This is a genomic window from Pseudomonas sp. RIT-To-2 (assembly GCF_029623465.1).
Classification (GTDB): domain Bacteria; phylum Pseudomonadota; class Gammaproteobacteria; order Pseudomonadales; family Pseudomonadaceae; genus Aquipseudomonas; species Aquipseudomonas silvicola.
Window position 1 is genome coordinate 32,249 of record NZ_JAPYKM010000008.1, and the last position, 20,563, is coordinate 52,811.

Here is a 20,563-nt window from a genome sequence, read left to right on the forward strand (position 1 = left end):
GTTTCAGTTGCCGAACAGTTTGTTCGACCGGTTCACGTCGGCCTTGCCGGTGTCTTCCAGCAACGCTTTGGTGCCCGAGCTGACGTTGCGCGTGGCGTCGGCCTTGGACTGCACTACGTCGGTCTGGGCAGCGCTGCTGCGCAGCTCGGCGTCGATGTAGTCGTTGGCACGGTCGGCCTTGGCTTTCATCGCTTGCAGCTTGAGCTTGCGCTCTTCGATTTCCAGGGCGCGGTCTTCGTCTTCCTGCTGCTCGGCGCGGGTACGCAGGCGGGTGTTTTCCTGGGCCACGGCCTTGCGTTCGGAGGCGGCCTGCTCGGCAGCGCGGGCTTGGGCGGCGGCACGGGCGCGGCGGTTGGCGTCTTCGCGAGCCTGGGCCTTGGCCTGCTGCTCTTCCCACTGGCGCTGGTAGGCGGCCTGCTGGGCGGCTTCCACTTGCTGTTGCTGGACTTCAATCTGGCGCAGCTGATCGAATTGCCCGGCATCGGCCTGGGCGGCCAGCAGCGACAGGGTCAAGGCAATGAGTGTGCGGTTCATGTTCAGCTTCAGCCTTTGGCAGGTTCAGGGCAGGTGGCGTTTGGCTGGATGCGTGTTTCGTTGTTGAGCATCATGACCATCAGCGAGATGCTGCCTGGGGTGAACTGGCATGGCTTGCCGACCTGGGCAGAGGTGTAGATCTTGCCTTCTTCCGAGTAGCCGATCAGTACACCAGGTACCAGGCTGCTTTCGCTGACCATGGAACCGGCCAGGGCACCTGCCGCGCCGCCACCGACCGCGCCAACCAGAGCGGTATCACGGTTGTGGCCGGCACCCAGGGCGCCGCCGCCGACTGCGCCCAGCAGGCCACCGACCACTTGGGCGGTCTGGCGGTTCTTGGCGTTGCTGACTTTGATCTTGGTAGGCGATACGGTCAGGATCTGTACGGTCCTGGCAGGGGTCTTGGTGTTTACCTGGCTGGCGTCGAATACATCGGCCTGGTAATCCTCGCCAGTGGCCTGGCAGCCGGCCAGCAACGTGGCGAGGGACAGGACAGCCATGGTTTGCTTGAACATGAACAAAACTTCCTTACATCCATTGAGGTTTATTACGGCTTCCTTGCGCCCATCGGTCTTGCCACGCAATGAAATCGATTGGTTTCACAATTTGAGAGTGTCAAATTGACATCAGTAAATTGTAACCAAACCTAACTTTTTAGTGAACTATTTAATTGCTCGGCGGTCATTCGCGTCCAGGTTTTCCGGCGCCGGACGGCTGGCCTGGCGTACACTGACGCCCGTTTTCGCCACTGCAATGAGTACCCCCATGCGTGTCTGGATTGATGCCGATGCTTGCCCAAAGGCAGCGAAGGACCAAGTCATCAAATTTGCCCTGAAGCGTCAGTTCGACGTACTGATGGTGGCGGGTGTGCCGCTGATCAAGCCGGCGTTCGCCTGTGTGAAGCTGGTAGTGGTGCCCGCCGGGCCGGACGCCGCCGATGATTACCTGGTGGAGCATGCCGTGCCGGGTGAATTGGTGATCTGCAGCGACGTGCCGTTGGCCGACCGCCTGGTGAAAAAGGGCGTTGCCTGCCTGGACCCGCGCGGCAAGGAGTTTGACGAACGGAACATGGGTGAGCGCCTGGCGGTGCGCAACCTGTTCACCGACCTGCGGGAGCAGGGGCAGGTAGGGGGCGGCCAGGCCGGTTACAGCGACAAGGACAAGCAGGCCTTCGCCAACAGCCTGGACCGTATTCTCACGCGCTTGGCCAGGGCCTGACCGCGGGAAGCAGGTGCCGCGGTCTGTCAGGTGGGTTCAGGCTAGCTCCAGCACCCGGTCCACCAACTTGTTGATACCCTCGGCTGCCTCGCCGATGGACTTGGCGCTCATGTACGCCGGGGTGCTCACCAGCTTGCGCGCGGTATCTTCGACGATGTCGCTCACCGGGCACGACTCATGGGTGCCGCCCATCTTGTCGATGGCCTTGGCCGTTTCTTCATCGCTGCCAATGGTGCATTTCACGCCAGGGCCGTAGATCTTGGCCGCCAGGGCCGGGGAAATGCAGATCAGCCCCACCGGCTTGCCGGCTTCGGCGAAGGCTTCGGCCAGTTCCAGCAACTGCGGGTTTACCGTGCAGGCGGCGCCTTGGGTGGCGAAGTTGGAGAGGTTCTTGGCGGCGCCAAAACCACCGGGCACGATCAGCGCATCGAAGCTGTCGACGTCCGCATCCGCCAGGTCCCTGACCTCGCCCCGGGCGATGCGGGCTGACTCGACCAGCACGTTGCGGGTCTCGGGCATTTCTTCGCCGGTGAGGTGGTTGATCACGTGCATCTGGTCGATGTTCGGCGCAAAGCATTGCACCTGGGCGCCGCGCTGGTTGAGGCGCAACAGCGTGATCACGCTTTCGTGGATCTCTGCGCCGTCGTATACCCCGCAGCCGGACAGGATCACTGCAACTTTCTTGGCCATGCTCGATTCTCCCTGAGCTGTGTGTGTATCTGAGCTTATCAGTACATGGATCACCAGGGAGGCGCTGGGTTCAGCGGGTTTCAGTCTGCGTGCTGGCTGGCGGTCTTGCGTGCCACCCGCGCGGCCTTGATGCGCCGGCGCAGCCACAGCGCGCCACCGAGCAACAGCAGCGCGCCGAGCACCCACAGTTCGTACTTCTTGATGTTGCCCAGCAGGCCTTCAAGAATCGCCCCGAAGTGGTACGCCGCCAAGGCCAGTACCGTGGCCCAGACAATGGCGCCGATACCGTTGAGCAGCAGGTAGCGCCTGGGCGGGTAACCGGACAGGCCGATGGCCACCGGCATCACGGTGCGCAGGCCATAGACGAAGCGAAAGCTCAGCACCCAGATATCCGGGTGCTTGCGAATATGCTCCAGCGCCCGGTCGCCCATGAGCTGCCAGCGCGGCTTGCGGGCCAGCAGTTTGCGCCCGTGCTTGCGCCCCAGGAAATACCACAGCTGGTCACCGGCGTAGCTGCCCAGGAAGGCAACCACCACCACCAGGTTGATGTCCATGTAACCGCGGAACGCAAGAAACCCGGCCAGGACCAGAATCGTCTCGCCTTCGAAAAACGTACCAAGGAACAGGGCCAGGTAGCCGAAATCCTGCAGAAATTGTTGGAGCATTGTCTGGATGCTGGCGAAATGAACGCGCAGCCTAACCCGTCGCGGCCATTCGTGAAAGTGTCGAAATGTGTCTCGACGTGAACAGTCCGCGGAATGACAATGCTGGAAGCTGTCTGCGAGGGGGCTGACGCGGGTTTGTCATGCAACCGTCATAATGGCGGCTTATAACTGTCGCGCCGGCCCGCACGCGTGGGCCCAGGAGTTTGCCGTGAGCCGTGCCCGCGCCCTGCGCCTGCCCCCCAGCCACCGTCAGTGTGATGAGTTGGCGTCCCGCCTCGTCAGTGCTTGTGAAGACACTGTCGACGATATGATCGTGCCAATGGCATCCTCACCTGATTCGCAAACCGTGCCGCTCAACTGAATGAGAGGGCAATTGAGCCCTTCAGGAACGCTAGATGAATAACGAAGGACTTCACGAAAACGCCGTGAAAGAAGCGCAGCCCGTGCTGGAGCAGGTCATCGAGACCCCGCCGGCCATGGAGCCCGTGGAAGCGCCGGTGACGGAAACCACCACAACCACCCCGCCAGCACCCATTCCCGTGCCGGGCCTGGATGACAGCAGCCTGTATATCCACCGCGAGCTGTCGCAGTTGCAGTTCAACATCCGCGTGCTGGAACAGGCCCTGGATGAGTCTTACCCGCTGCTGGAGCGCCTGAAGTTCCTGCTGATCTTCTCCAGCAACCTGGACGAATTCTTCGAGATCCGCGTGGCGGGCCTGAAGAAGCAGATCACCTTTGCCCGTGAACAGGCTGGCGCCGACGGCCTGCAGCCGCACCAGGCGCTGGCACGCATCAGCGAACTGGTACACGGCCATGTGGACCGCCAGTACGCGATTCTCAATGACATCCTGTTGCCGGAGCTGGAAAAGCATCAGGTGCGCTTCATTCGTCGCCGCCACTGGACCACCAAGCTCAAGACCTGGGTGCGCCGCTATTTCCGCGACGAGATCGCGCCGATCATCACCCCCATCGGCCTCGACCCGACGCACCCGTTCCCGTTGCTGGTGAACAAGAGCCTGAACTTCATCGTGGAGCTGGAAGGCATCGACGCCTTCGGCCGTGACTCTGGCCTGGCGATCATTCCGGCGCCGCGCCTGCTGCCGCGGGTTATCCGCGTGCCCGAAGAAGTCAGTGGCCCTGGCGACAACTACGTGTTCCTGTCGTCGATGATCCATGCCCACGCCGATGACCTGTTCCAGGGCATGAAGGTGAAGGGCTGCTACCAGTTCCGCCTGACCCGAAACGCCGACCTGGCCGTGGATACCGAAGACGTCGAAGACCTGGCCCGCGCCCTGCGTGGCGAGCTGTTTTCGCGCCGCTACGGTGACGCCGTGCGCCTGGAAGTGGCTGATACCTGCCCCAAACACCTGTCGGACTACCTGCTCAAGCAGTTCAGCCTGGCTGAGTCGGAGCTGTACCAGGTCAATGGCCCGGTCAACCTCACGCGCCTGTTCAGCATCACTGGGCTGGACAGCCACCCGGAGCTGCAATACAAGCCGTTCACCCCGGCGATCCCCAAGCTGCTGCAGAACAGCGAGAACATCTTCAGCGTGATCAGCAAGCAGGACATCCTGTTGCTGCACCCCTTCGAGTCGTTCACTCCTGTGGTCGACCTGCTGCGCCAGGCCGCCAAGGACCCGCACGTGCTTGCGGTGCGCCAGACCCTGTACCGCAGCGGCGCCAATTCGGAAATCGTCGATGCGCTGGTGGACGCCGCGCGCAACGGCAAGGAAGTGACCGCGGTCATCGAGCTGCGCGCTCGTTTCGACGAAGAGTCCAACCTGCAGATGGCCAGCCGCCTGCAAGCGGCCGGTGCCGTGGTGATCTACGGTGTGGTGGGCTTCAAGACCCACGCCAAGATGATGCTGATTCTGCGCCGCGAAGCCGGTGAGATCGTGCGTTACGCCCACCTGGGTACCGGCAACTATCACGCCGGCAACGCGCGCCTGTACACCGACTACAGCCTGCTGACCTCCGACGACGCCCTGTGCGAAGACGTGGGCAAGCTGTTCAGCCAGCTGATCGGCATGGGCAAGACCCTGCGCATGAAGAAGCTGCTGCATGCGCCGTTCACCCTGAAGAAAGGCATGCTGGACATGATCCAGCGCGAAACCCAGTTCGCCCTGGAAGGCAAGCCCGCGCACATCATCGCCAAGTTCAACTCGCTGACCGATCCCAAGATCATCCGCGCGCTGTACAAGGCCAGCCAGTCGGGCGTGCGTATCGACCTGGTGGTGCGTGGCATGTGCTGCCTGCGCCCGGGCATCGCCGGGGTGTCGCATAACATCCAGGTACGCTCGATCATCGGCCGCTTCCTGGAGCACACCCGGGTGTTCTACTTCCTGAACGGCGGCGAGGAACAGATGTTCCTGTCCAGCGCCGACTGGATGGAACGCAACCTGGACAAGCGCGTGGAGACCTGCTTCCCGGTAGAGGGCAAGAAGCTGATTCTGCGGGTGAAGAAGGAGCTGGAAAGCTACCTGACCGACAACACCCACTCGTGGATCCTGCAGCCCGACGGCCGCTACGTGCGCAGCTCGCCCACCGGCAACCAGAACCCGCGCAGCGCCCAGGACACGCTGCTCGAGCGCCTGAGCATCCCGATTCTTACCGTACGGTAAGGGTCATGTTGACCCGGGTCAGCCATTCCGCTTCCAGCGCGAAGTCGGCCTGGGTCAGCTGGTTCTCGTCCAGCCAGCCGGTGGGGAACTCCACTTCCAGGCTGTTTTCCCCGGCGTAGAGTTTCACGGCCGGCATTTCCTGGGTGCCACGGATGTGGTGGAACAGGATCGCAAAGCGCAGCAGCACGCACAGGCGGATCAGTTGCCGCCCTTCTTCGCCGAATTCGGCAAACTTGTCCTTGGGAATGTTGCGGCGGTGACCACGTACCAGCAGGGCCAGCATTTGCTGGTCTTCGCGGGAGAAGCCGGCCAGGTCCGAGTGCTCGATCAGGTAGGCGCCGTGCTTGTGGTAATGGTAGTGAGCGATGTCCAGGCCCACTTCATGCACCTTGGCGGCCCAGCTCAGCAATTCGCGCCATACCCCTTCCTCCAAGCCCCAGTCGGCCGCTACCTGGTCAAACGCGTGCAGGGCCTTGCGCTCGACGCGGGCAGCCTGTTCCAGATCCACGTGGTAGCGTTCCATCAGCGAGCTGAGGGTGCGTTCACGCACGTCTTCATGGTGGTGGCGGCCCAGCAGGTCGTACAGCACGCCTTCACGCAGGGCGCCTTCGCAGTGGTCCATGCGCTGCAGTTCCAGGGCGTCGAAGATCGCCTCCAGAATGGCCAGGCCCGCCGGGAAGATAGAGCGGCGGTCCGGCTTGATGCCGTCGAAGTCGATCTTGTCGACGTCGCCCAGCTTGAATAGCTTGCGCTTCAGCCAGGTCAGGCCGTCGGCGTTCACCTCGCCGCTGCCGTGGCCGTTGGCCTTCAAGGCCAGGCCGATGGCGCGGATGGTGCCCGACGAGCCGATGGCCTCATCCCAGCTCAGGCGGTGCAGGGCATTCTCGATGCTCATGATCTCCAGGCGTGCCGCGGTGTAGGCCTGGGCGTAGCGGGCCGGGGTGATCTTGCCGTCCTTGAAGTAACGCTGGGTGAAGCTCACGCAGCCCATCTGCAGGCTTTCGCGCAGCAGCGGTTCGAAGCGCTGGCCGATGATGAACTCGGTACTGCCGCCGCCGATGTCGGCCACCAGGCGCTTGCCGGGGGTGTCGGCCAGGGTGTGAGACACGCCCAGGTAGATCAGGCGGGCTTCCTCGCGGCCGGAAATGACCTCCACGGGGTGGCCCAGGATTTCTTCAGCGCGGCGAATGAAGTCGCCGCGGTTGCGGGCTTCGCGCAGGGCGTTGGTGCCAACGATACGTACAGCGCCCAGGGGCAGGCCGTTGATCAGTTGGGCGAAGCGCTTGAGGCAGTCCAGGCCGCGCTGCATCGACTCTTCGTCGAGGTTGCGCTGCTCGTCGATGCCGGCAGCCAGCTGAACCTTCTCCCCCAGGCGCTCGAGAATGCGGATTTCAGTGTGGTGGGCCTTGGCCACGACCATATGAAAGCTGTTCGAGCCCAGATCGATCGCGGCGATCAGGGAAAGGTTCTTGGCGGTGGCTTGCGGCATGATGTAAGGATCCCGGTCGATAACCCTGCCATCGTGCCACGAACCAACCCTGCCGCCAACGCGTTTGGTTCGGTGGTGCCTGCTTCCCCAGCGTCACCTGGCCCCACAGGCTTCACACCGCGCCTGTGCGACCGGGCGAAGCCGGGGAAAGCAGCGGCATGGCCCTACTGCATACCGATGAAAGCCGCCAGTTCGGGTGTCTGCGGCTCTGCGAACAATTGTTTCGGATGCCCCACTTCATGCACCTTGCCCTGGTGCATGAACACCAGCTTGTCGCCCACCTCGCGGGCAAAGCGCATTTCGTGGGTGACCATGATCAGCGTCATGCCATCCTGAGCCAGTTGGCGCACCACGCTGAGCACTTCATTGACCAGTTCCGGGTCCAGGGCCGAGGTGATCTCGTCGCACAGCAACACCTTGGGCGACATGGCCAGTGCCCGGGCAATGGCCACACGCTGCTGCTGGCCGCCGGACAGGCGGTCCGGGTAGGCGTCGAACTTGTCCGCCAGGCCTACCCGTTCCAGCATCTCGCGTGCCAGGCCAAGGGCCTTGGCCCGCGGTACCTTCTGCACCACCTGGGGGGCCAGCATCACGTTCTCGCCCACACTCAGGTGCGGGAACAGGTTGAACTGCTGGAAGACCATGCCGACCTTCTGGCGCAGGCTGCGCAAGTCGGCGCGGGCGGCGTCCAGGTACTCGCCATCGACCTCGATCACGCCGTCATTGATCGACTCCAGGCCGTTGAGGGTGCGCAGCAAGGTACTTTTGCCCGAGCCGCTGCGGCCGATGATCGCCACCACCTGGCCTTGCTCGACACTCAGGTCGATGCCTTTGAGCACATGGTGGTCGCCGTAGTATTTGTGCAGGGCAGACACTCTAAGCAGAGGCATGCAGTCTCCTTTCCAGGTAGCGGGCGCTGAGCGACAGCGGGTAGCACAGGGCGAAATACCCCAGTGCTACCAGGCCGTAGACAGTGAAGGGTTCGAAGGTGGCGTTGGCGAGCATGCCGCCGGTCTTGGTCAGTTCGGTAAAGCCGATGATGGAGGTCACCGCCGTGCCCTTGACCACCTGCACCGAGAAGCCCACGGTGGGGGCCACGGCGATGCGCAGGGCCTGGGGCAGAATGACATGGCGCAACTGCTCGTAGGGCGTCATGGCCAGGCTGGCCGAAGCTTCCCACTGGCCATGGGCGATCGACTCCACACAGCCGCGCCAGATCTCCGCCAGGTAGGCACTGGTGAACAGGGTCAGCGCCAGCGCGGCGGCGGCCCAGGGCGAAATGTCGATACCCAGCAGGGCCACTCCGAAGAACACCAGAAACAATTGCATCAGCAGCGGGGTGCCCTGGAACAATTCGATATAGGCACGGGCAATGCCGCGGGGCAGGGCCTTGTCGGCGATGCGCAGGGTCATCACCAGCAAGCCGATGACCCCGCCGCCGACAAACGCCACCAGGCTCAATGCCAGCGTCCATTGCAGGCCAATGAGCAGGTTGCGGACAATATCCCAGAAGGTGAAGTCCATCAGCGGCTCCTTGCCAGGTAGCGACGCCCTGCCCAGTTGAGCAGGGCGCGGATCAGCATGGACATGGCCAGGTAGATCAGGGTGGTCAGCACGTAGGTTTCAAAGGCGCGGAAATTACGTGACTGAATGAAGTTGGCGTAGAAGCTCAGCTCTTGGGTGGCGATCTGCGAGCACACCGCCGAACCCAGCATGACGATGATGATCTGGCTGCTCAAAGCCGGCCATACCTTGCCCAGGGCGGGTACCAGCACCACATGGCGAAAGGCTTCCGCCCGGCTCATTGCCAGGGCCGCGGCCGCCTCCAGTTGCCCGCGGGGAATGGCCTGAATACCCGCACGGATGATCTCTGTGCTGTAGGCCCCCAGGTTGACGACCATGGCAAGCACGGCTGCCTGCCATTCGCTGATCTGCACACCCAGTGAGGGCAGGCCGAAGAAAATGAAGAACAACTGCACCAGAAACGGTGTGTTGCGGATCAGCTCGACGTAAACGCCGAAGATGCCTGCGAACGGCTTGATCTTCCAGGCGCGCACCACGCCACCCAGTACCCCCAGGCTTACCCCGAGCAGGGTGCCGACCGCGGTCAGCTCCAGGGTGAACAGCGCGCCCTTGAGCAGCAGGTCGGTGTTGGCGAGAACCGGGCTGAAGTCGAAGTGATAGGCCATGTCGGGTTCGGCGCCTCAGAGGTCGGCAGGCAGCGGCTGCTTGAGCCAGGTTTGCGAATTCTTTTCCAGGCTGCCGTCCTGGCGGGCCTGGGCGATGATCTCGTTGACCTTGGCCAGCAACTGCGGCTCGTTCTTGTTCAGGCCCACGTACACCGGCGAGTCCTTGAGCTTCACCTTCAGCGCCGGTATGCGCTTGGGGTTGCGCTCACTGATGGCGACCATGACCACGTTGCCACTGGCAATCAGGTCCACCTGGCCGGCCAGGTAAGCGGCGATGGTCGAGTTGTTGTCTTCAAAGCGTTTGATGGTCACGCCTTCGGGGGCCACCTTGGTCAGTTCGATATCTTCAATGGCCCCACGGGTAACGCTGATGGTCTTGCCCTTGAGGTCGTCGAGGTTGGCCACGGGCGCGTCGGGCGGGCCGAACACCGCGAGGTAGAACGGTGCGTAGGCGTTGGAGAAGTCGATGACTTTCTCGCGGTCAGGGTTTTTGCCCAGGCTGGAAATCACCAGGTCCACCTTTCCGGTGGTCAGGTAGGGAATACGGTTGGTGCTGTTGACCGGGGTCAGCTCGAGTTTGACCTTCAGCCGGTCGGCGATCAATTGGGCGGTGTCGATATCCAGGCCGCGGGGCTTCATGTCAGGGCCTACGGAGCCAAACGGCGGAAAGTCCTGGGGCACGGCGACTTTCAGGGTGCCGCGCTTGACCACATCCTCCAGGCCGTCGGCGTGGGCGGGGGCCTGGCAGAGCATCAGGCTGGCGAACAGAGCGGTGAGCAGGGCGGTACAGCGCTGGATCATGGCACGGTCTCCGAAAGTGAGTGGAAGGGGCTGTGCACAGGTCATGCCACCGGCGGGGGGTCATCGCTGTGGCCCCTGTTTCCTGGCTCCAGGTGAGGTCTTACTGGTCTGAACAGTTGCGTGGTGCCGCGCGGGTTTTTGCACTACTTTCGCCCAATAAAAACGGGGGTGAACCGTTATCGGGCGTGATTTGCCCTGCCTGGAAATTCGCGCTAAAACGGCAGTTCCACTTAGCCGGAAAGCCCCATGACTTCCCTCAACCAAGCAGTCCCCGACGTCGCTATCCAAGGCATTCGCCAGCTGATTGCCCGGCAAGGCTACGAGGCGGGCGCCGCGCTGCCTTCCCAACGTGACTTGGCCGAGCAACTGGGGGTGAGCAGGGCTTCACTGCGCGAAGCACTGTCAACGCTGAGCGCACTGGGGGTGGTCAGCATCCAGCCGGGAAAAGGAGTCTTCGTGCAGGCCGGCAGTCCGACCGCCGCCGGGTTGGCGTGGCCATTCGCTGCCCAGGCGGCCCCCGAAGACATCTTTCAACTGCGCTATGCATTGGAAGGTTTCGCCGCCGGCCTGGCTGCCGTTCGTCTGACCGCCGATGAGCTCGACTGCCTCGAGGGCAATGTCCAAAGCATGCGCGCCGAGCTGCGAGCCGGGGATTTCGAAGCGGCCGCGCGCCTGGACTTCGAGTTTCACCGGCGCATCATGGTAGCCAGTGGCAATCAGGCCATGGCCAGCATTCTGGTCGCCAGCGCCGACATCTTCCTGGAGAGCCAGAAACTGCCATTTATCCGTGCCGAGCGGGCCATGGAGACCTGGCACGAGCACCGTAAAATCCTTCGCGCCCTGGCGCGCCACGCCGCTGCACCGGCTACCAGGGCCATGCAGGAACATATCCGCGCGGCAGCCTTGCGCACGTCAATCGCCTTCGTGGCGACCTGACCGGCCATTGTTCAAATCTTGAAGCACTATAGTTAGAGACAATCATCATCGGCTTCCTGTAGGCCGCCTGTGCCGTTATGATGGGCCAAGTTATTTCAGAATTTTCCAACGGAGACCCTTCATGAGCAGCGATAAAATCGTGCACGTCACTGATGCCACCTTCGAGGAACAAGTCCTCAAGGCCAAGGGCCCTGTCCTCGTTGACTACTGGGCTGAATGGTGTGGCCCATGCAAGATGATCGCGCCTGTACTGGATGAAATCGCGGGTACCTACGAAGGTAAAGTGACCATCGCCAAGCTGAACATCGACGACAACCAGGAAACCCCTGCCAAGCACGGCGTGCGTGGTATTCCTACGCTGATGCTGTTCAAGGACGGTGAAGTCGCAGCCACCAAGGTCGGCGCCCTGTCCAAGTCGCAATTGGCCGCTTTCCTGGATGCCAGCCTGTAATAGCGCTGTAATATCCAGTGGTAATAGCCCCGCACCTTGCGGGGCTTTTTCTTGGGCCAACGACTAGACGCCCAGAAATTCAGGTGTTACATTCGGCCTCGCACTGGTATCTCTAGTGCCCCCTGCAAGCCGTCGCCGACGCACTCCTACTCGAATTAGTACGCGATCCTGTCGCCTTCTCTGCGGCGCGGCCTCATTAAGCCCAAAGCTTAATTTCTCCCTCCATACATGATTACGTCATTCCCTTATGAACCTGACTGAACTCAAGCAAAAGCCGATTACCGATCTGCTCGAAATGGCCGAACAGATGGGCATAGAAAATATGGCCCGTTCGCGCAAGCAGGATGTGATTTTCTCCCTGTTGAAGAAACATGCCAAAAGCGGCGAGGAAATCTCCGGTGATGGCGTGCTGGAGATTCTCCAGGACGGCTTCGGCTTCCTGCGTTCGGCTGACGCTTCCTACCTGGCCGGCCCGGACGACATCTACGTCTCCCCAAGCCAGATCCGTCGCTTCAACCTGCGCACCGGCGACACCATCGTCGGCAAGATCCGCCCTCCAAAGGAAGGCGAGCGTTACTTCGCCCTGTTGAAAGTTGACACCATCAACTTCGACCGTCCGGAAAACGCGAAGAACAAGATTCTGTTCGAAAACCTGACGCCGCTGTTCCCCACCGTGCGCATGAAGATGGAAGCCGGCAACGGTTCCACCGAAGACCTCACCGGCCGTGTCATCGACCTGTGCGCGCCGATCGGCAAGGGCCAGCGTGGCCTGATCGTTGCTCCGCCGAAGGCGGGCAAGACCATCATGCTGCAGAACATCGCGTCGAACATCACCCGTAACAACCCTGAAGTTCACCTGATCGTGCTGCTGATCGACGAACGTCCGGAAGAAGTGACCGAAATGCAGCGCACCGTGCGCGGCGAAGTGGTTGCCTCCACCTTCGACGAACCGCCAACCCGCCACGTGCAGGTTGCCGAGATGGTGATCGAGAAGGCCAAGCGCCTGGTCGAGCACAAGAAGGATGTGGTCATCCTGCTGGACTCCATCACCCGTCTGGCCCGCGCCTACAACACCGTGATCCCGAGCTCCGGCAAGGTACTGACCGGTGGTGTCGACGCTCACGCCCTGGAGAAGCCGAAGCGTTTCTTCGGTGCCGCGCGTAACATCGAGGAAGGCGGCTCGCTGACCATCATCGCCACCGCGCTGGTTGAAACCGGCTCGAAGATGGATGAAGTGATCTACGAAGAGTTCAAGGGTACCGGCAACATGGAGCTGCCCCTGGACCGCAAGATCGCCGAGAAGCGCGTATTCCCGGCCATCAACATCAACCGTTCGGGTACCCGTCGCGAAGAGCTGCTGACTGCCGACGACGAACTGCAGCGCATGTGGATTCTGCGCAAGCTGCTGCACCCGATGGACGAAGTCGCCGCCATCGAGTTCCTGGTCGACAAGCTCAAGCAGACCAAGACTAACGACGAGTTCTTCCTGTCGATGAAACGCAAGTAACCAGGCCAGCCTGGTTGCTTGAAGATGGCGCCCTGCGGGGCGCCATTTTTTTTGCCTCGAAACCGAACTTTCCAGCGCTCTTGGTACTCCTGTAAACGCCGGCTTGCCTGCGCTTACACTGCTCAGGTCCGAACAACTTATAACAAGGGATTGTCATGGCAGTATTAGCCTATCGTCGCGATATCGACGGGCTGCGAGCAGTGGCTGTAGCAATCGTGGTGCTGTTCCACTTCGGCATCGCCGGGTTCAGCGGCGGGTTCGTGGGTGTGGATATCTTCTTCGTGATTTCGGGCTTCCTGATCACCTCCATTCTCTGGCGTCAGCACCAGGCCGGCCAATTCAGCTTCCTGGAGTTCTGGACGCGTCGGGCGCGGCGTATCTTGCCCGCGCTTTTTCTGGTGATGGTGGTGTGCATGGTGGTGGGCTGGTTCCTGCTCACCCCTCATGACTACAGTGACCTGGGGCGCTCAGTTCGCTACCAGGCGATGTTCGCGTCCAATATTCTGTTCCAGCGTCAGGACGGCTACTTCGACACGGCATCGGACCTCAAGCCGTTGCTGCATACCTGGTCGCTGGCGGTGGAAGAACAGTTCTATATCGTCTTCCCGCTGTTGCTCGGGCTGCTCATCCGTTACCTGCGGCGCTGGCGCCTGTGCTTGCTGGGGTTGCTGCTGGTCTCCCTTGCATTGAGCGTATGGGCCGTGCGGCATGATCCTTCCGCGGCATTCTTCCTGCTGCCCATGCGCGCCTGGGAGCTGTTGGCCGGCGCGCTGCTGGCGGTCACGCCCATTGCCGCCAGCCGCCAAGCGCCCTGGGTGTACCAGTTGGCCAGCCTGGTGGGTGTGGCGATGCTGGTGGCCGCTACGGTGTTTTACGATGCCCACACCCCCTTCCCGGGTGTCGCGGCCCTGTTGCCGGTAGTTGGAACGCTGGCGCTGATCTGGGCCAATGGTGCGCACGCTACCTGGGTAGGCCGGGTGCTGAGCACGCGGCTAATGGTGGGAACAGGGCTGATTTCCTATTCCTGGTACCTGTGGCATTGGCCCGTGCATGTGTTTGCGTCGTATGCAGCCGTGGACGGGTTGAGCGCCCTCCAGGTGGCTGGCCTGCTGGTATTGAGCCTGGTGCTTGCCTATGCATCCTGGCGCTGGTTCGAGCGGCCGCTGCGTCAGGGGCGGGTTTCGGCCAGCGCCCGGCAGGTGCTGGCCTGCGCATTGGGGTTGATGGTATTGGTTGGGGTAGCTGGCCAGGCGCTGCGCCAGGCCGATGGCGTGCCGTCGCGCCTTTCCCCGCAAGCGCTGCGCTATGCCCAGGCACGGGAATGGAATGCCGGGCAGCGCGACTGCCTGTCTGACCGCAAAGCGCAACAGCCAGTGTGCACCCTTGGCCCCGCAGGCCCCCCGCCACCGGCAATGCTGGTGTGGGGCGACAGCCACGCGGCGGGCATGGGGCCTGCGCTGGCCCTGGCCGCCAAGGATCACGGCACCCCAGTGTCGTTGGCCGCGCGCGCCGGCTGTATCCCCGTGCCGGGGCTGGAGGGCAAGCGCGCCTGCCGTGACTTCAATGGCACAATGTTGGCCCTGGCCCAGGCGCCCGCCGTCCACGACGTAGTACTGGCCGCCCGCTGGAGCTTGTACCTGTATGGTGACGGGCTGGGCGACACCACCTATATGCTGCACACCCCTCAAGGCCGCGCCGACCGCCACTACGCCGAGCAACAGCTGGCTACCCAACTCGCCGCACTGGTGGCCCGCTTGCGTGAACAGCACCGCAGGGTATGGCTGGTGGAGGAAGCGCCTTTGCAGAAGCAACGGGTGCCCTACCGCCTGACGCGCCTGGCCATGCTTGGCCGCCCGGTAGCCAATGAAGGGTTGCCGCTGGCGGAGCATCGCCGTCGGCAGGCCTTCATCAGCCAGCTGTTCGGCCAACTGGCGGCGGCGGACAGCAACGTGCGAATCATTGATCCGGCGGCGCTGTTCTGCAGTGACGGCCACACCTGCCGTATCGAAGCCGACGGCCAATCGCTGTACATGGATGACAACCATTACGGAGATGGTGCCACGGCTTACCTGCAACCGCTGCTTGCGCCACTGTTCGAGCGCGGGGCCGGGGCCACGGATAGCGGGAGAATTCAGGCCAATTCTGCCGATTGAGGCACCGGCGGCTGCCAGCGCGCGCCAGAGCAGGTACGATGTACGCCTATTTTACGAGTGGCATGGTCAATGAAATTCAAGGATCTTCGGGATTTCGTGCAGCAGCTTGAGCAGCGCGGAGAGTTGAAACGCATTCAGGTGCCGATTTCTCCGGTGCTTGAAATGACGGAAGTCTGCGATCGAACCCTGCGCAGCAAGGGCCCGGCGCTGTTGTTCGAAAAACCCACCGGCTTCGATATTCCGGTGTTGGGCAACTTGTTCGGCACCCCTGGCCGCGTGGCCTTGGGCATGGGGGCCGAGGACGTCAGCGAGTTGCGCGAGATCGGCAAACTGCTGGCCTTTCTTAAGGAGCCCGAGCCGCCCAAGGGCCTGAAGGATGCCTGGTCGAAGTTGCCCATCTTCAAGAAAATCATTGCCATGGCCCCCAAGGTGGTCAAGGACGCAGCCTGCCAGGAAGTGGTCATCGAGGGTGACGACGTCGACCTCGGCATGCTGCCGGTGCAGACCTGTTGGCCAGGTGATGTGGCGCCGTTGATCACCTGGGGCCTGACGGTTACCCGCGGGCCCAACAAAGAGCGGCAGAACCTGGGTATCTACCGCCAGCAGGTCATCGGCCGCAACAAGGTCATCATGCGTTGGCTGAGCCACCGTGGCGGCGCGCTGGATTTCCGCGAGTGGTGCGAGAAACACCCGGGCCAACCGTTCCCGGTCTCGGTAGCGCTGGGCGCCGACCCGGCCACTATCCTGGGCGCGGTCACACCGGTGCCCGATAGCCTTTCCGAATATGCCTTCGCTGGCCTGCTGCGTGACAACCGCACCGAACTGGTGAAGTGCCGTGGCAATGACCTGCAGGTGCCGGCCAGCGCGGAAATCGTCCTGGAAGGGGTGATTCACCCTGGCGAAATGGCTGACGAAGGCCCTTACGGTGACCACACCGGCTACTACAACGAAGTTGACCAGTTCCCGGTGTTCACGGTGGAGCGCATCACCCACCGTACCAAGCCGATCTACCACAGTACCTATACCGGCCGGCCGCCCGATGAACCGGCGATTCTGGGCGTGGCGCTCAATGAAGTGTTCGTGCCGATCCTGCAGAAGCAGTTCCCGGAGATCACCGATTTCTACCTGCCGCCCGAGGGCTGTTCCTACCGCATGGCGGTGGTGACCATGAAGAAGCAGTACCCGGGCCATGCCAAGCGCGTCATGCTGGGTGTGTGGTCGTTCCTTCGCCAGTTCATGTACACCAAGTTCGTCATCGTCACCGACGACGACATCAACGCCCGGGACTGGAACGACGTGATCTGGGCCATTACCACGCGCATGGACCCCAAGCGCGATACGGTGATGATCGACAACACCCCCATCGACTACCTCGACTTCGCCTCGCCGGTATCGGGCCTGGGCTCGAAGATGGGGCTGGATGCCACCAACAAGTGGCCAGGCGAGACCAACCGTGAGTGGGGCCGGGTGATCGTCAAGGACGATGCCGTGACCCGTCGCATCGATGAACTGTGGAACCAGCTAGGGATAGATTGATGCGCGTAACCTTGCAGCCATCGGGCGCGGTGCTGGAGACGCAGCCCGGAGAACGGATTCTTGAAGCGGCCCAGCGGCTGGGCCATGAGTGCCCGCAGAGCTGTCGCAATGGCAACTGCCATGTGTGTTCGGCCTTGCTGGTAGAAGGGCGGGTCCGCCAGGAAGGGGTGGAGCATGACCATGGCGAGATCTACACCTGCATCGCCGAACCGCTGGAAGACTGCGTGCTGCTGTGGGACGGCGTGCTGGCGCTGGGGGAGCTGCCTGTGCGCAGCTTTGCCTGCCAACTGAGCGAATGTGCGCCGGTGGGCGGCGACGTCTGGCGGGTGCGCCTGCGCGCCCCGGCCGGCAAACCACCGCGCTACCACGCCGGCCAGTACCTGATGATCGAGCGTGAAGGTGGGGACAAGTCGGCATTTTCCCTGGCCTCGGCGCCCCACGCCGGGCGCGACCTGGAAATGCACGTGCTGGTGCGCGAAGCCAGCGCCCAGAACCTCATTGCGCAGTTGCAGCACACTGGCATGGCCCGGGTGGAACTGCCATTCGGTGACACGCACCTGGCCGAGCTGCCGGATGGGCCGCTGGTGCTGATCGCTGCCGGTACCGGCATGGCGCAAATGCACAGCCTGATCGAGCACTGCCGGGCCCAGGGCTTCAAGCATCCGGTGCATTTGTACTGGGGCGTGCGCAGGCCAGAGGATTTCTACCAGATCGAACACTGGGACCAGTGGGAGTCGCTGCCCAACCTGTTCCTGCACAAGGTCGTCAGCGACCTATGCGGGTGGGAAGGGCGCTGCGGCATGCTGCACGAGGCGGTGTGCGAGGACATTGCCGACCTTGCGGGCGTGCACGTGTATGCCAGCGGCTCACCCGCCATGATCTATGCCACGCTGGATGCCCTGGTAGCGGCGGGCATGGACGCGCACCAGATGCGTGCGGACGTCTTCGCCTACGCCCCACGCCCCTGAGCTGGGGTTCAGAAACGCAGACCGACGTTGACCATGGTGGCTGCCAGCCCCAGCAGCACCGCCTCGGCGGCGACGGGGCCCCAGTGGGCCCCTATTGCCGGAATCACCGCAGGTGCCACGCCAAAGCGGTTCAGGGGCAGTTTGTCGCGGTACTTGCCCCGGTAACCGTGGATCAAGCCGGCGCTGAGCTTGTAGTAAACCGCCGAGTCAGGCACGTCAAAGCGTTTTCCAATGTAGGCGTATTCCGAGCGTTGGCTGAAGGAATTGCGGAATGCAGCGCCGCCCATGATCAGGCCCGAAGCCTGGTTGCGCTCAAGGCCCAGTAGATCCTGATGATTGTTGTAGTTGCCGTTGCTGGCGAAATGACGGGTAAAGACACTGCCCTGCAGGTACCAGAATCCTTCCTCCGATGCCCCCAGCGCAGGGGCGGCGGCAAGCAGTGTGGCGAGGGTGGTGCCGGCAAGGGTGAGGCCAGGGTATTTCATGAGGTCAACCGCTATCAATCAGGGAGGCGGGCTTTTTCTCGCAAGTCGATAGGAAGTTTCTAGACATGAAACCTCTGAATATATCGTAGGAAAGTTTACTTGGTCGTCAAGTGCACTATTCTCACGCACAGGAAGCACGCCACATGGCTGCGAAAGAGCCAGTTCGGTGCGCTTCATTGGGCCATGACCCGCTTCGGTGCTTATAACCAACGTAAAATGCGTTTCTTATAAGAAAACGCAAGGGCTTGATTTTCAGAGGTTATCTGCCGTACGGTAACAACACTGTTGTAACAATCAGTTAAAGTGAGCCGACGCTGTCGATTCACGGGGATATCAGGCGACACCATGTCGGCTATCGAAACTGCACACTTCAATGTGGTTTATCCGCCTTCGCTCGATCTCGGGCCGCAATTGACCCACGAGCAGTTGGTGCACTCACTCGAAACGACCATGGCCCGCCACAAGGGTGGGCCGGTCTGGCTTTTTGCCTACGGCTCGCTTATCTGGCGTCCGGAATGCAGCGCCGTCGAGCGCAGGCGTGCTCGCGTCCACGGTTACCATCGAGGTCTTTACCTCTGGTCCCATGAGCACCGTGGCACCCCCGAGTGCCCTGGCCTGGTGTTTGGCCTGGACCGAGGCGGCTCCTGCAGCGGCTTTGCGTATCGCTTGCCTCAGGAAGAGCTGCAAGACTCCCTGCTGGCGCTATGGCAACGGGAGATGCCTTATCCCTCTTACCGTCCTCATTGGCTCAACTGCCGCCTGGAAGACGGTACGAAGGTGCAGGCGCTGGGCTTCGTGCTGGAACGCCACCTCCCCAGCTACGCGGGAAACTTGCCCGACAACCTGCTGAGCCATGTGCTGGAAAGTGCCAGCGGGCGTTTTGGCAGCACCCTTGAGTACGTCCAGCAGACCATCAGCGCGCTGCGTACCCATGAGATGCCGGACCGCAACCTGGAGGCACGGATAAAACGCTGCCATTGCCGGGACAACTAGGCGATGCAAGCGGCTTGATAGGCTGAACCAGGGGACAGGTGGGGGGCTGCAGGCCAGCCCCTCGCCTCGATTCACGATGGGTTTATTTGCCCTCCAGCAGTTCACGATAGAGCGTGTGCCCGCCGTGTACCGGGGCGGAAAGGCCCACTTTAGGTGTGTATTTATCGCCTTTCACTCTGGAAAAGGCCTCCCATTCCTTGCCCAGGCTGATGGCTCGGTCTGGACCTTCCGATTCCCTTAACTTGGTGTAGCTGTGTTGGCGCATGTCGATGAACTTTTGGTCGTGCTTGTGCATGGTATCGTGGGCACGGGCCAGTTCGTCCCCAGTGAAATTCAGGCATTTGGCCAGGTTCACGCCCCATCGGCGCAGGCAGGTTTCTGCCAGGTGGCGAACAACCATGCCGGGCTCGGGCAGGATCCTGAGCCCCTCTACCCCATCCAGCGCGGCATTGCCCACCAGGGTGGCGTGGCGTCCAGGTAACGGAAACAGACGAGTCGTGGTGGTGCCATCAGTTTCCGGCACCACGCAGGCGAAACCGCGGGAGCGCTCGTCACGGGCAAAGAAACCCACGTACTCGCGCACATTCGGCCCCAGCTTCACTCGCTCGGGCTGGAAGTTGAAGAGACCTGGTACCGGGTCGACCGCAAAGATGTTCACGGGGACGTGCTTGAGTTCCGGGTCGGCGAGCATCGCGTTGGCAAGCATGTGGCAGCTCACTGCGCCGCGGCTCCACCCGACGATATTGACCTGTTCTGGTATCTTGCCGCCCTTGCGGTGCCGATTGACGATTTCCTGTTGCAGTTGCTGTGGCGTGACCTTGCGGTCGCCGTAGTCATAGACGCGGGACCAGAAGGTGCCTTTGACATCCACGTCGTCAATCGGAATGCCAGCGTCTTGCAGTGTCTTGTGTTGCTCGGCGGTCAGCTTCTCACGCTGCCATTCGAACTGCCCCTTGATCATGTTCATGGCGTGCCGCACGTTGGTTTCCCAGCCTTTGCCAAACAGCACGCCCGCATAAGGGTGGTCTTTTGACTCCACCGTCAGTTCATCGGCCTGCAGGTTGCCGCTGCCAGGGCCATCCACCACTATCCAATGGGAGAACTCACGATCGAGCGTATTGGCGGCGAGGGTGGCAACCAGTTCGCCGTCCCAGTAATTCTTGTTATGGCTGTCGAAATGGGTAGCGCTGGTACCGCAAAAATAGATGGTAAAGGTGCGTGACTCTTCCATGATGAACTCCCTGTTCAAATGACATTGGGGCCGGGTGGCATGCCGGCCAGTTCAACGTCATGTGGCGATGCAGGGAATCCTGAAGCTTTTCCGCCA

20 protein-coding genes are annotated in these 20,563 nt (G+C 62.0%); 9 read left to right on the top strand and 11 right to left on the bottom strand.

Features of this window, described 5'->3' with window-relative positions:
* Positions 1 to 3 precede the first annotated feature (3 nt).
* Together QBK88_RS09335 and QBK88_RS09340 are read right to left on the bottom strand one after the other, a co-directional pair.
* Positions 4 to 534: a DUF5384 family protein gene (locus tag QBK88_RS09335; RefSeq protein ID WP_268146348.1), complete on the bottom strand. Its 531-nt coding sequence runs from the start codon at positions 532 to 534 to the stop codon at positions 4 to 6.
* A gap of 8 nt (positions 535 to 542) precedes the next feature.
* On the bottom strand, positions 543 to 1,049 hold the full coding sequence (locus QBK88_RS09340; protein ID WP_268146346.1) for a hypothetical protein: 507 nt from the start codon (positions 1,047 to 1,049) through the stop codon (positions 543 to 545).
* 250 nt (positions 1,050 to 1,299) lie between these two features.
* Between QBK88_RS09340 and QBK88_RS09345 the strand changes: the two genes are divergently transcribed.
* Positions 1,300 to 1,752, top strand: a complete 453-nt coding sequence (locus QBK88_RS09345; RefSeq protein ID WP_268146344.1) for a YaiI/YqxD family protein — start codon at positions 1,300 to 1,302, stop codon at positions 1,750 to 1,752.
* Positions 1,753 to 1,788: 36 nt separating this feature from the next.
* Here QBK88_RS09345 and elbB read toward each other — a convergent pair whose 3' ends face one another.
* Together elbB and QBK88_RS09355 are read right to left on the bottom strand one after the other, a co-directional pair.
* Positions 1,789 to 2,442, bottom strand: coding sequence for an isoprenoid biosynthesis glyoxalase ElbB (gene elbB, locus QBK88_RS09350; RefSeq protein WP_277961845.1), 654 nt, complete (start codon positions 2,440 to 2,442; stop codon positions 1,789 to 1,791).
* 80 nt (positions 2,443 to 2,522) lie between these two features.
* Positions 2,523 to 3,107 (bottom strand): DedA family protein, encoded by a 585-nt coding sequence (locus tag QBK88_RS09355; protein WP_268146340.1) that lies wholly within the window; start codon positions 3,105 to 3,107, stop codon positions 2,523 to 2,525.
* 395 nt (positions 3,108 to 3,502) lie between these two features.
* On the opposite strand from QBK88_RS09355, the gene ppk1 reads away from it, so the two are divergent.
* Positions 3,503 to 5,728 (top strand): polyphosphate kinase 1, encoded by a 2,226-nt coding sequence (gene ppk1, locus QBK88_RS09360; RefSeq protein WP_277961846.1) that lies wholly within the window; start codon positions 3,503 to 3,505, stop codon positions 5,726 to 5,728.
* Here the strand turns inward: ppk1 and ppx are convergent.
* The 5 genes from ppx to QBK88_RS09385 all read right to left on the bottom strand — a co-directional run bounded on the left by ppx (position 5,715) and on the right by QBK88_RS09385 (position 10,207).
* Positions 5,715 to 7,217 carry an exopolyphosphatase gene (ppx, locus tag QBK88_RS09365; RefSeq protein WP_277961847.1) on the bottom strand — a complete coding sequence of 501 codons (1,503 nt, stop codon included), beginning with the start codon at positions 7,215 to 7,217 and terminating at the stop codon, positions 5,715 to 5,717. The two genes, ppk1 and ppx, sit on opposite strands and share 14 nt — an antisense overlap.
* Positions 7,218 to 7,381: 164 nt before the next feature.
* Entirely contained in the window at positions 7,382 to 8,107 is a 726-nt protein-coding gene (locus QBK88_RS09370) for an amino acid ABC transporter ATP-binding protein (RefSeq protein WP_268146334.1), read from the bottom strand.
* A complete protein-coding gene (locus tag QBK88_RS09375) occupies positions 8,094 to 8,744 on the bottom strand; it encodes an amino acid ABC transporter permease (RefSeq protein ID WP_268151240.1) in 651 nt (216 codons plus the stop codon). The genes QBK88_RS09370 and QBK88_RS09375 overlap by 14 nt, the downstream gene beginning before the upstream one ends.
* Positions 8,741 to 9,406, bottom strand: a complete 666-nt coding sequence (locus QBK88_RS09380) for an amino acid ABC transporter permease (RefSeq protein ID WP_268146332.1) — start codon at positions 9,404 to 9,406, stop codon at positions 8,741 to 8,743. Before QBK88_RS09380 ends, QBK88_RS09375 begins: the two co-directional genes overlap by 4 nt.
* Before the next feature lie 15 nt (positions 9,407 to 9,421).
* Positions 9,422 to 10,207, bottom strand: coding sequence for a transporter substrate-binding domain-containing protein (locus QBK88_RS09385; RefSeq protein ID WP_277961848.1), 786 nt, complete (start codon positions 10,205 to 10,207; stop codon positions 9,422 to 9,424).
* Between the two features lie 246 nt (positions 10,208 to 10,453).
* Between QBK88_RS09385 and QBK88_RS09390 the strand changes: the two genes are divergently transcribed.
* The 6 genes from QBK88_RS09390 (at position 10,454) to QBK88_RS09415 (ending at position 17,758) form a co-directional block, all read left to right on the top strand.
* Complete coding sequence (locus QBK88_RS09390; protein WP_277961849.1) at positions 10,454 to 11,143, top strand: FCD domain-containing protein; 690 nt, start codon at positions 10,454 to 10,456, stop codon at positions 11,141 to 11,143.
* 121 nt (positions 11,144 to 11,264) lie between these two features.
* On the top strand, positions 11,265 to 11,594 hold the full coding sequence (gene trxA / locus QBK88_RS09395) for a thioredoxin TrxA (RefSeq protein ID WP_027979977.1): 330 nt from the start codon (positions 11,265 to 11,267) through the stop codon (positions 11,592 to 11,594).
* Positions 11,595 to 11,841: 247 nt separating this feature from the next.
* Positions 11,842 to 13,101: a transcription termination factor Rho gene (rho, locus tag QBK88_RS09400; protein ID WP_027979976.1), complete on the top strand. Its 1,260-nt coding sequence runs from the start codon at positions 11,842 to 11,844 to the stop codon at positions 13,099 to 13,101.
* Positions 13,102 to 13,256: 155 nt separating this feature from the next.
* Positions 13,257 to 15,254 carry an acyltransferase family protein gene (locus QBK88_RS09405; protein ID WP_277961850.1) on the top strand — a complete coding sequence of 666 codons (1,998 nt, stop codon included), beginning with the start codon at positions 13,257 to 13,259 and terminating at the stop codon, positions 15,252 to 15,254.
* A 69-nt stretch (positions 15,255 to 15,323) separates the two neighbouring features.
* Positions 15,324 to 16,790, top strand: a complete 1,467-nt coding sequence (gene ubiD / locus QBK88_RS09410) for a 4-hydroxy-3-polyprenylbenzoate decarboxylase (RefSeq protein ID WP_277961851.1) — start codon at positions 15,324 to 15,326, stop codon at positions 16,788 to 16,790.
* Complete coding sequence (locus tag QBK88_RS09415) at positions 16,790 to 17,758, top strand: CDP-6-deoxy-delta-3,4-glucoseen reductase (RefSeq protein WP_277961852.1); 969 nt, start codon at positions 16,790 to 16,792, stop codon at positions 17,756 to 17,758. Before ubiD ends, QBK88_RS09415 begins: the two co-directional genes overlap by 1 nt.
* Positions 17,759 to 17,766: 8 nt before the next feature.
* On the opposite strand, the gene QBK88_RS09420 is transcribed toward QBK88_RS09415, so the two are convergent.
* A complete protein-coding gene (locus QBK88_RS09420; RefSeq protein ID WP_277961853.1) occupies positions 17,767 to 18,243 on the bottom strand; it encodes a sn-glycerol-3-phosphate transporter in 477 nt (158 codons plus the stop codon).
* A 345-nt stretch (positions 18,244 to 18,588) separates the two neighbouring features.
* On the opposite strand from QBK88_RS09420, the gene QBK88_RS09425 reads away from it, so the two are divergent.
* Positions 18,589 to 19,236, top strand: a complete 648-nt coding sequence (locus QBK88_RS09425; protein WP_277961854.1) for a gamma-glutamylcyclotransferase — start codon at positions 18,589 to 18,591, stop codon at positions 19,234 to 19,236.
* Between the two features lie 82 nt (positions 19,237 to 19,318).
* On the opposite strand, the gene QBK88_RS09430 is transcribed toward QBK88_RS09425, so the two are convergent.
* Positions 19,319 to 20,467: a hypothetical protein gene (locus QBK88_RS09430; RefSeq protein WP_277961855.1), complete on the bottom strand. Its 1,149-nt coding sequence runs from the start codon at positions 20,465 to 20,467 to the stop codon at positions 19,319 to 19,321.
* Positions 20,468 to 20,563 lie beyond the last annotated feature (96 nt).

Excerpts from the sequence above, each read along its gene's own strand:
- QBK88_RS09335 (WP_268146348.1), bottom strand. The coding sequence starts at position 534 with ATGAACCGCACACTCATTGCCTTGACCCTGTCGCTGCTGGCCGCCCAG.
- QBK88_RS09340 (WP_268146346.1), bottom strand. The coding sequence starts at position 1,049 with ATGTTCAAGCAAACCATGGCTGTCCTGTCCCTCGCCACGTTGCTGGCC.
- QBK88_RS09345 (WP_268146344.1), top strand. The coding sequence starts at position 1,300 with ATGCGTGTCTGGATTGATGCCGATGCTTGCCCAAAGGCAGCGAAGGAC.
- elbB (WP_277961845.1), bottom strand. The coding sequence starts at position 2,442 with ATGGCCAAGAAAGTTGCAGTGATCCTGTCCGGCTGCGGGGTATACGAC.
- QBK88_RS09355 (WP_268146340.1), bottom strand. The coding sequence starts at position 3,107 with ATGCTCCAACAATTTCTGCAGGATTTCGGCTACCTGGCCCTGTTCCTT.
- ppk1 (WP_277961846.1), top strand. The coding sequence starts at position 3,503 with ATGAATAACGAAGGACTTCACGAAAACGCCGTGAAAGAAGCGCAGCCC.
- ppx (WP_277961847.1), bottom strand. The coding sequence starts at position 7,217 with ATGCCGCAAGCCACCGCCAAGAACCTTTCCCTGATCGCCGCGATCGAT.
- QBK88_RS09370 (WP_268146334.1), bottom strand. The coding sequence starts at position 8,107 with ATGCCTCTGCTTAGAGTGTCTGCCCTGCACAAATACTACGGCGACCAC.
- QBK88_RS09380 (WP_268146332.1), bottom strand. The coding sequence starts at position 9,406 with ATGGCCTATCACTTCGACTTCAGCCCGGTTCTCGCCAACACCGACCTG.
- QBK88_RS09385 (WP_277961848.1), bottom strand. The coding sequence starts at position 10,207 with ATGATCCAGCGCTGTACCGCCCTGCTCACCGCTCTGTTCGCCAGCCTG.
- QBK88_RS09390 (WP_277961849.1), top strand. The coding sequence starts at position 10,454 with ATGACTTCCCTCAACCAAGCAGTCCCCGACGTCGCTATCCAAGGCATT.
- trxA (WP_027979977.1), top strand. The coding sequence starts at position 11,265 with ATGAGCAGCGATAAAATCGTGCACGTCACTGATGCCACCTTCGAGGAA.
- rho (WP_027979976.1), top strand. The coding sequence starts at position 11,842 with ATGAACCTGACTGAACTCAAGCAAAAGCCGATTACCGATCTGCTCGAA.
- QBK88_RS09405 (WP_277961850.1), top strand. The coding sequence starts at position 13,257 with ATGGCAGTATTAGCCTATCGTCGCGATATCGACGGGCTGCGAGCAGTG.
- ubiD (WP_277961851.1), top strand. The coding sequence starts at position 15,324 with ATGAAATTCAAGGATCTTCGGGATTTCGTGCAGCAGCTTGAGCAGCGC.
- QBK88_RS09415 (WP_277961852.1), top strand. The coding sequence starts at position 16,790 with ATGCGCGTAACCTTGCAGCCATCGGGCGCGGTGCTGGAGACGCAGCCC.
- QBK88_RS09420 (WP_277961853.1), bottom strand. The coding sequence starts at position 18,243 with ATGAAATACCCTGGCCTCACCCTTGCCGGCACCACCCTCGCCACACTG.
- QBK88_RS09425 (WP_277961854.1), top strand. The coding sequence starts at position 18,589 with ATGTCGGCTATCGAAACTGCACACTTCAATGTGGTTTATCCGCCTTCG.
- QBK88_RS09430 (WP_277961855.1), bottom strand. The coding sequence starts at position 20,467 with ATGGAAGAGTCACGCACCTTTACCATCTATTTTTGCGGTACCAGCGCT.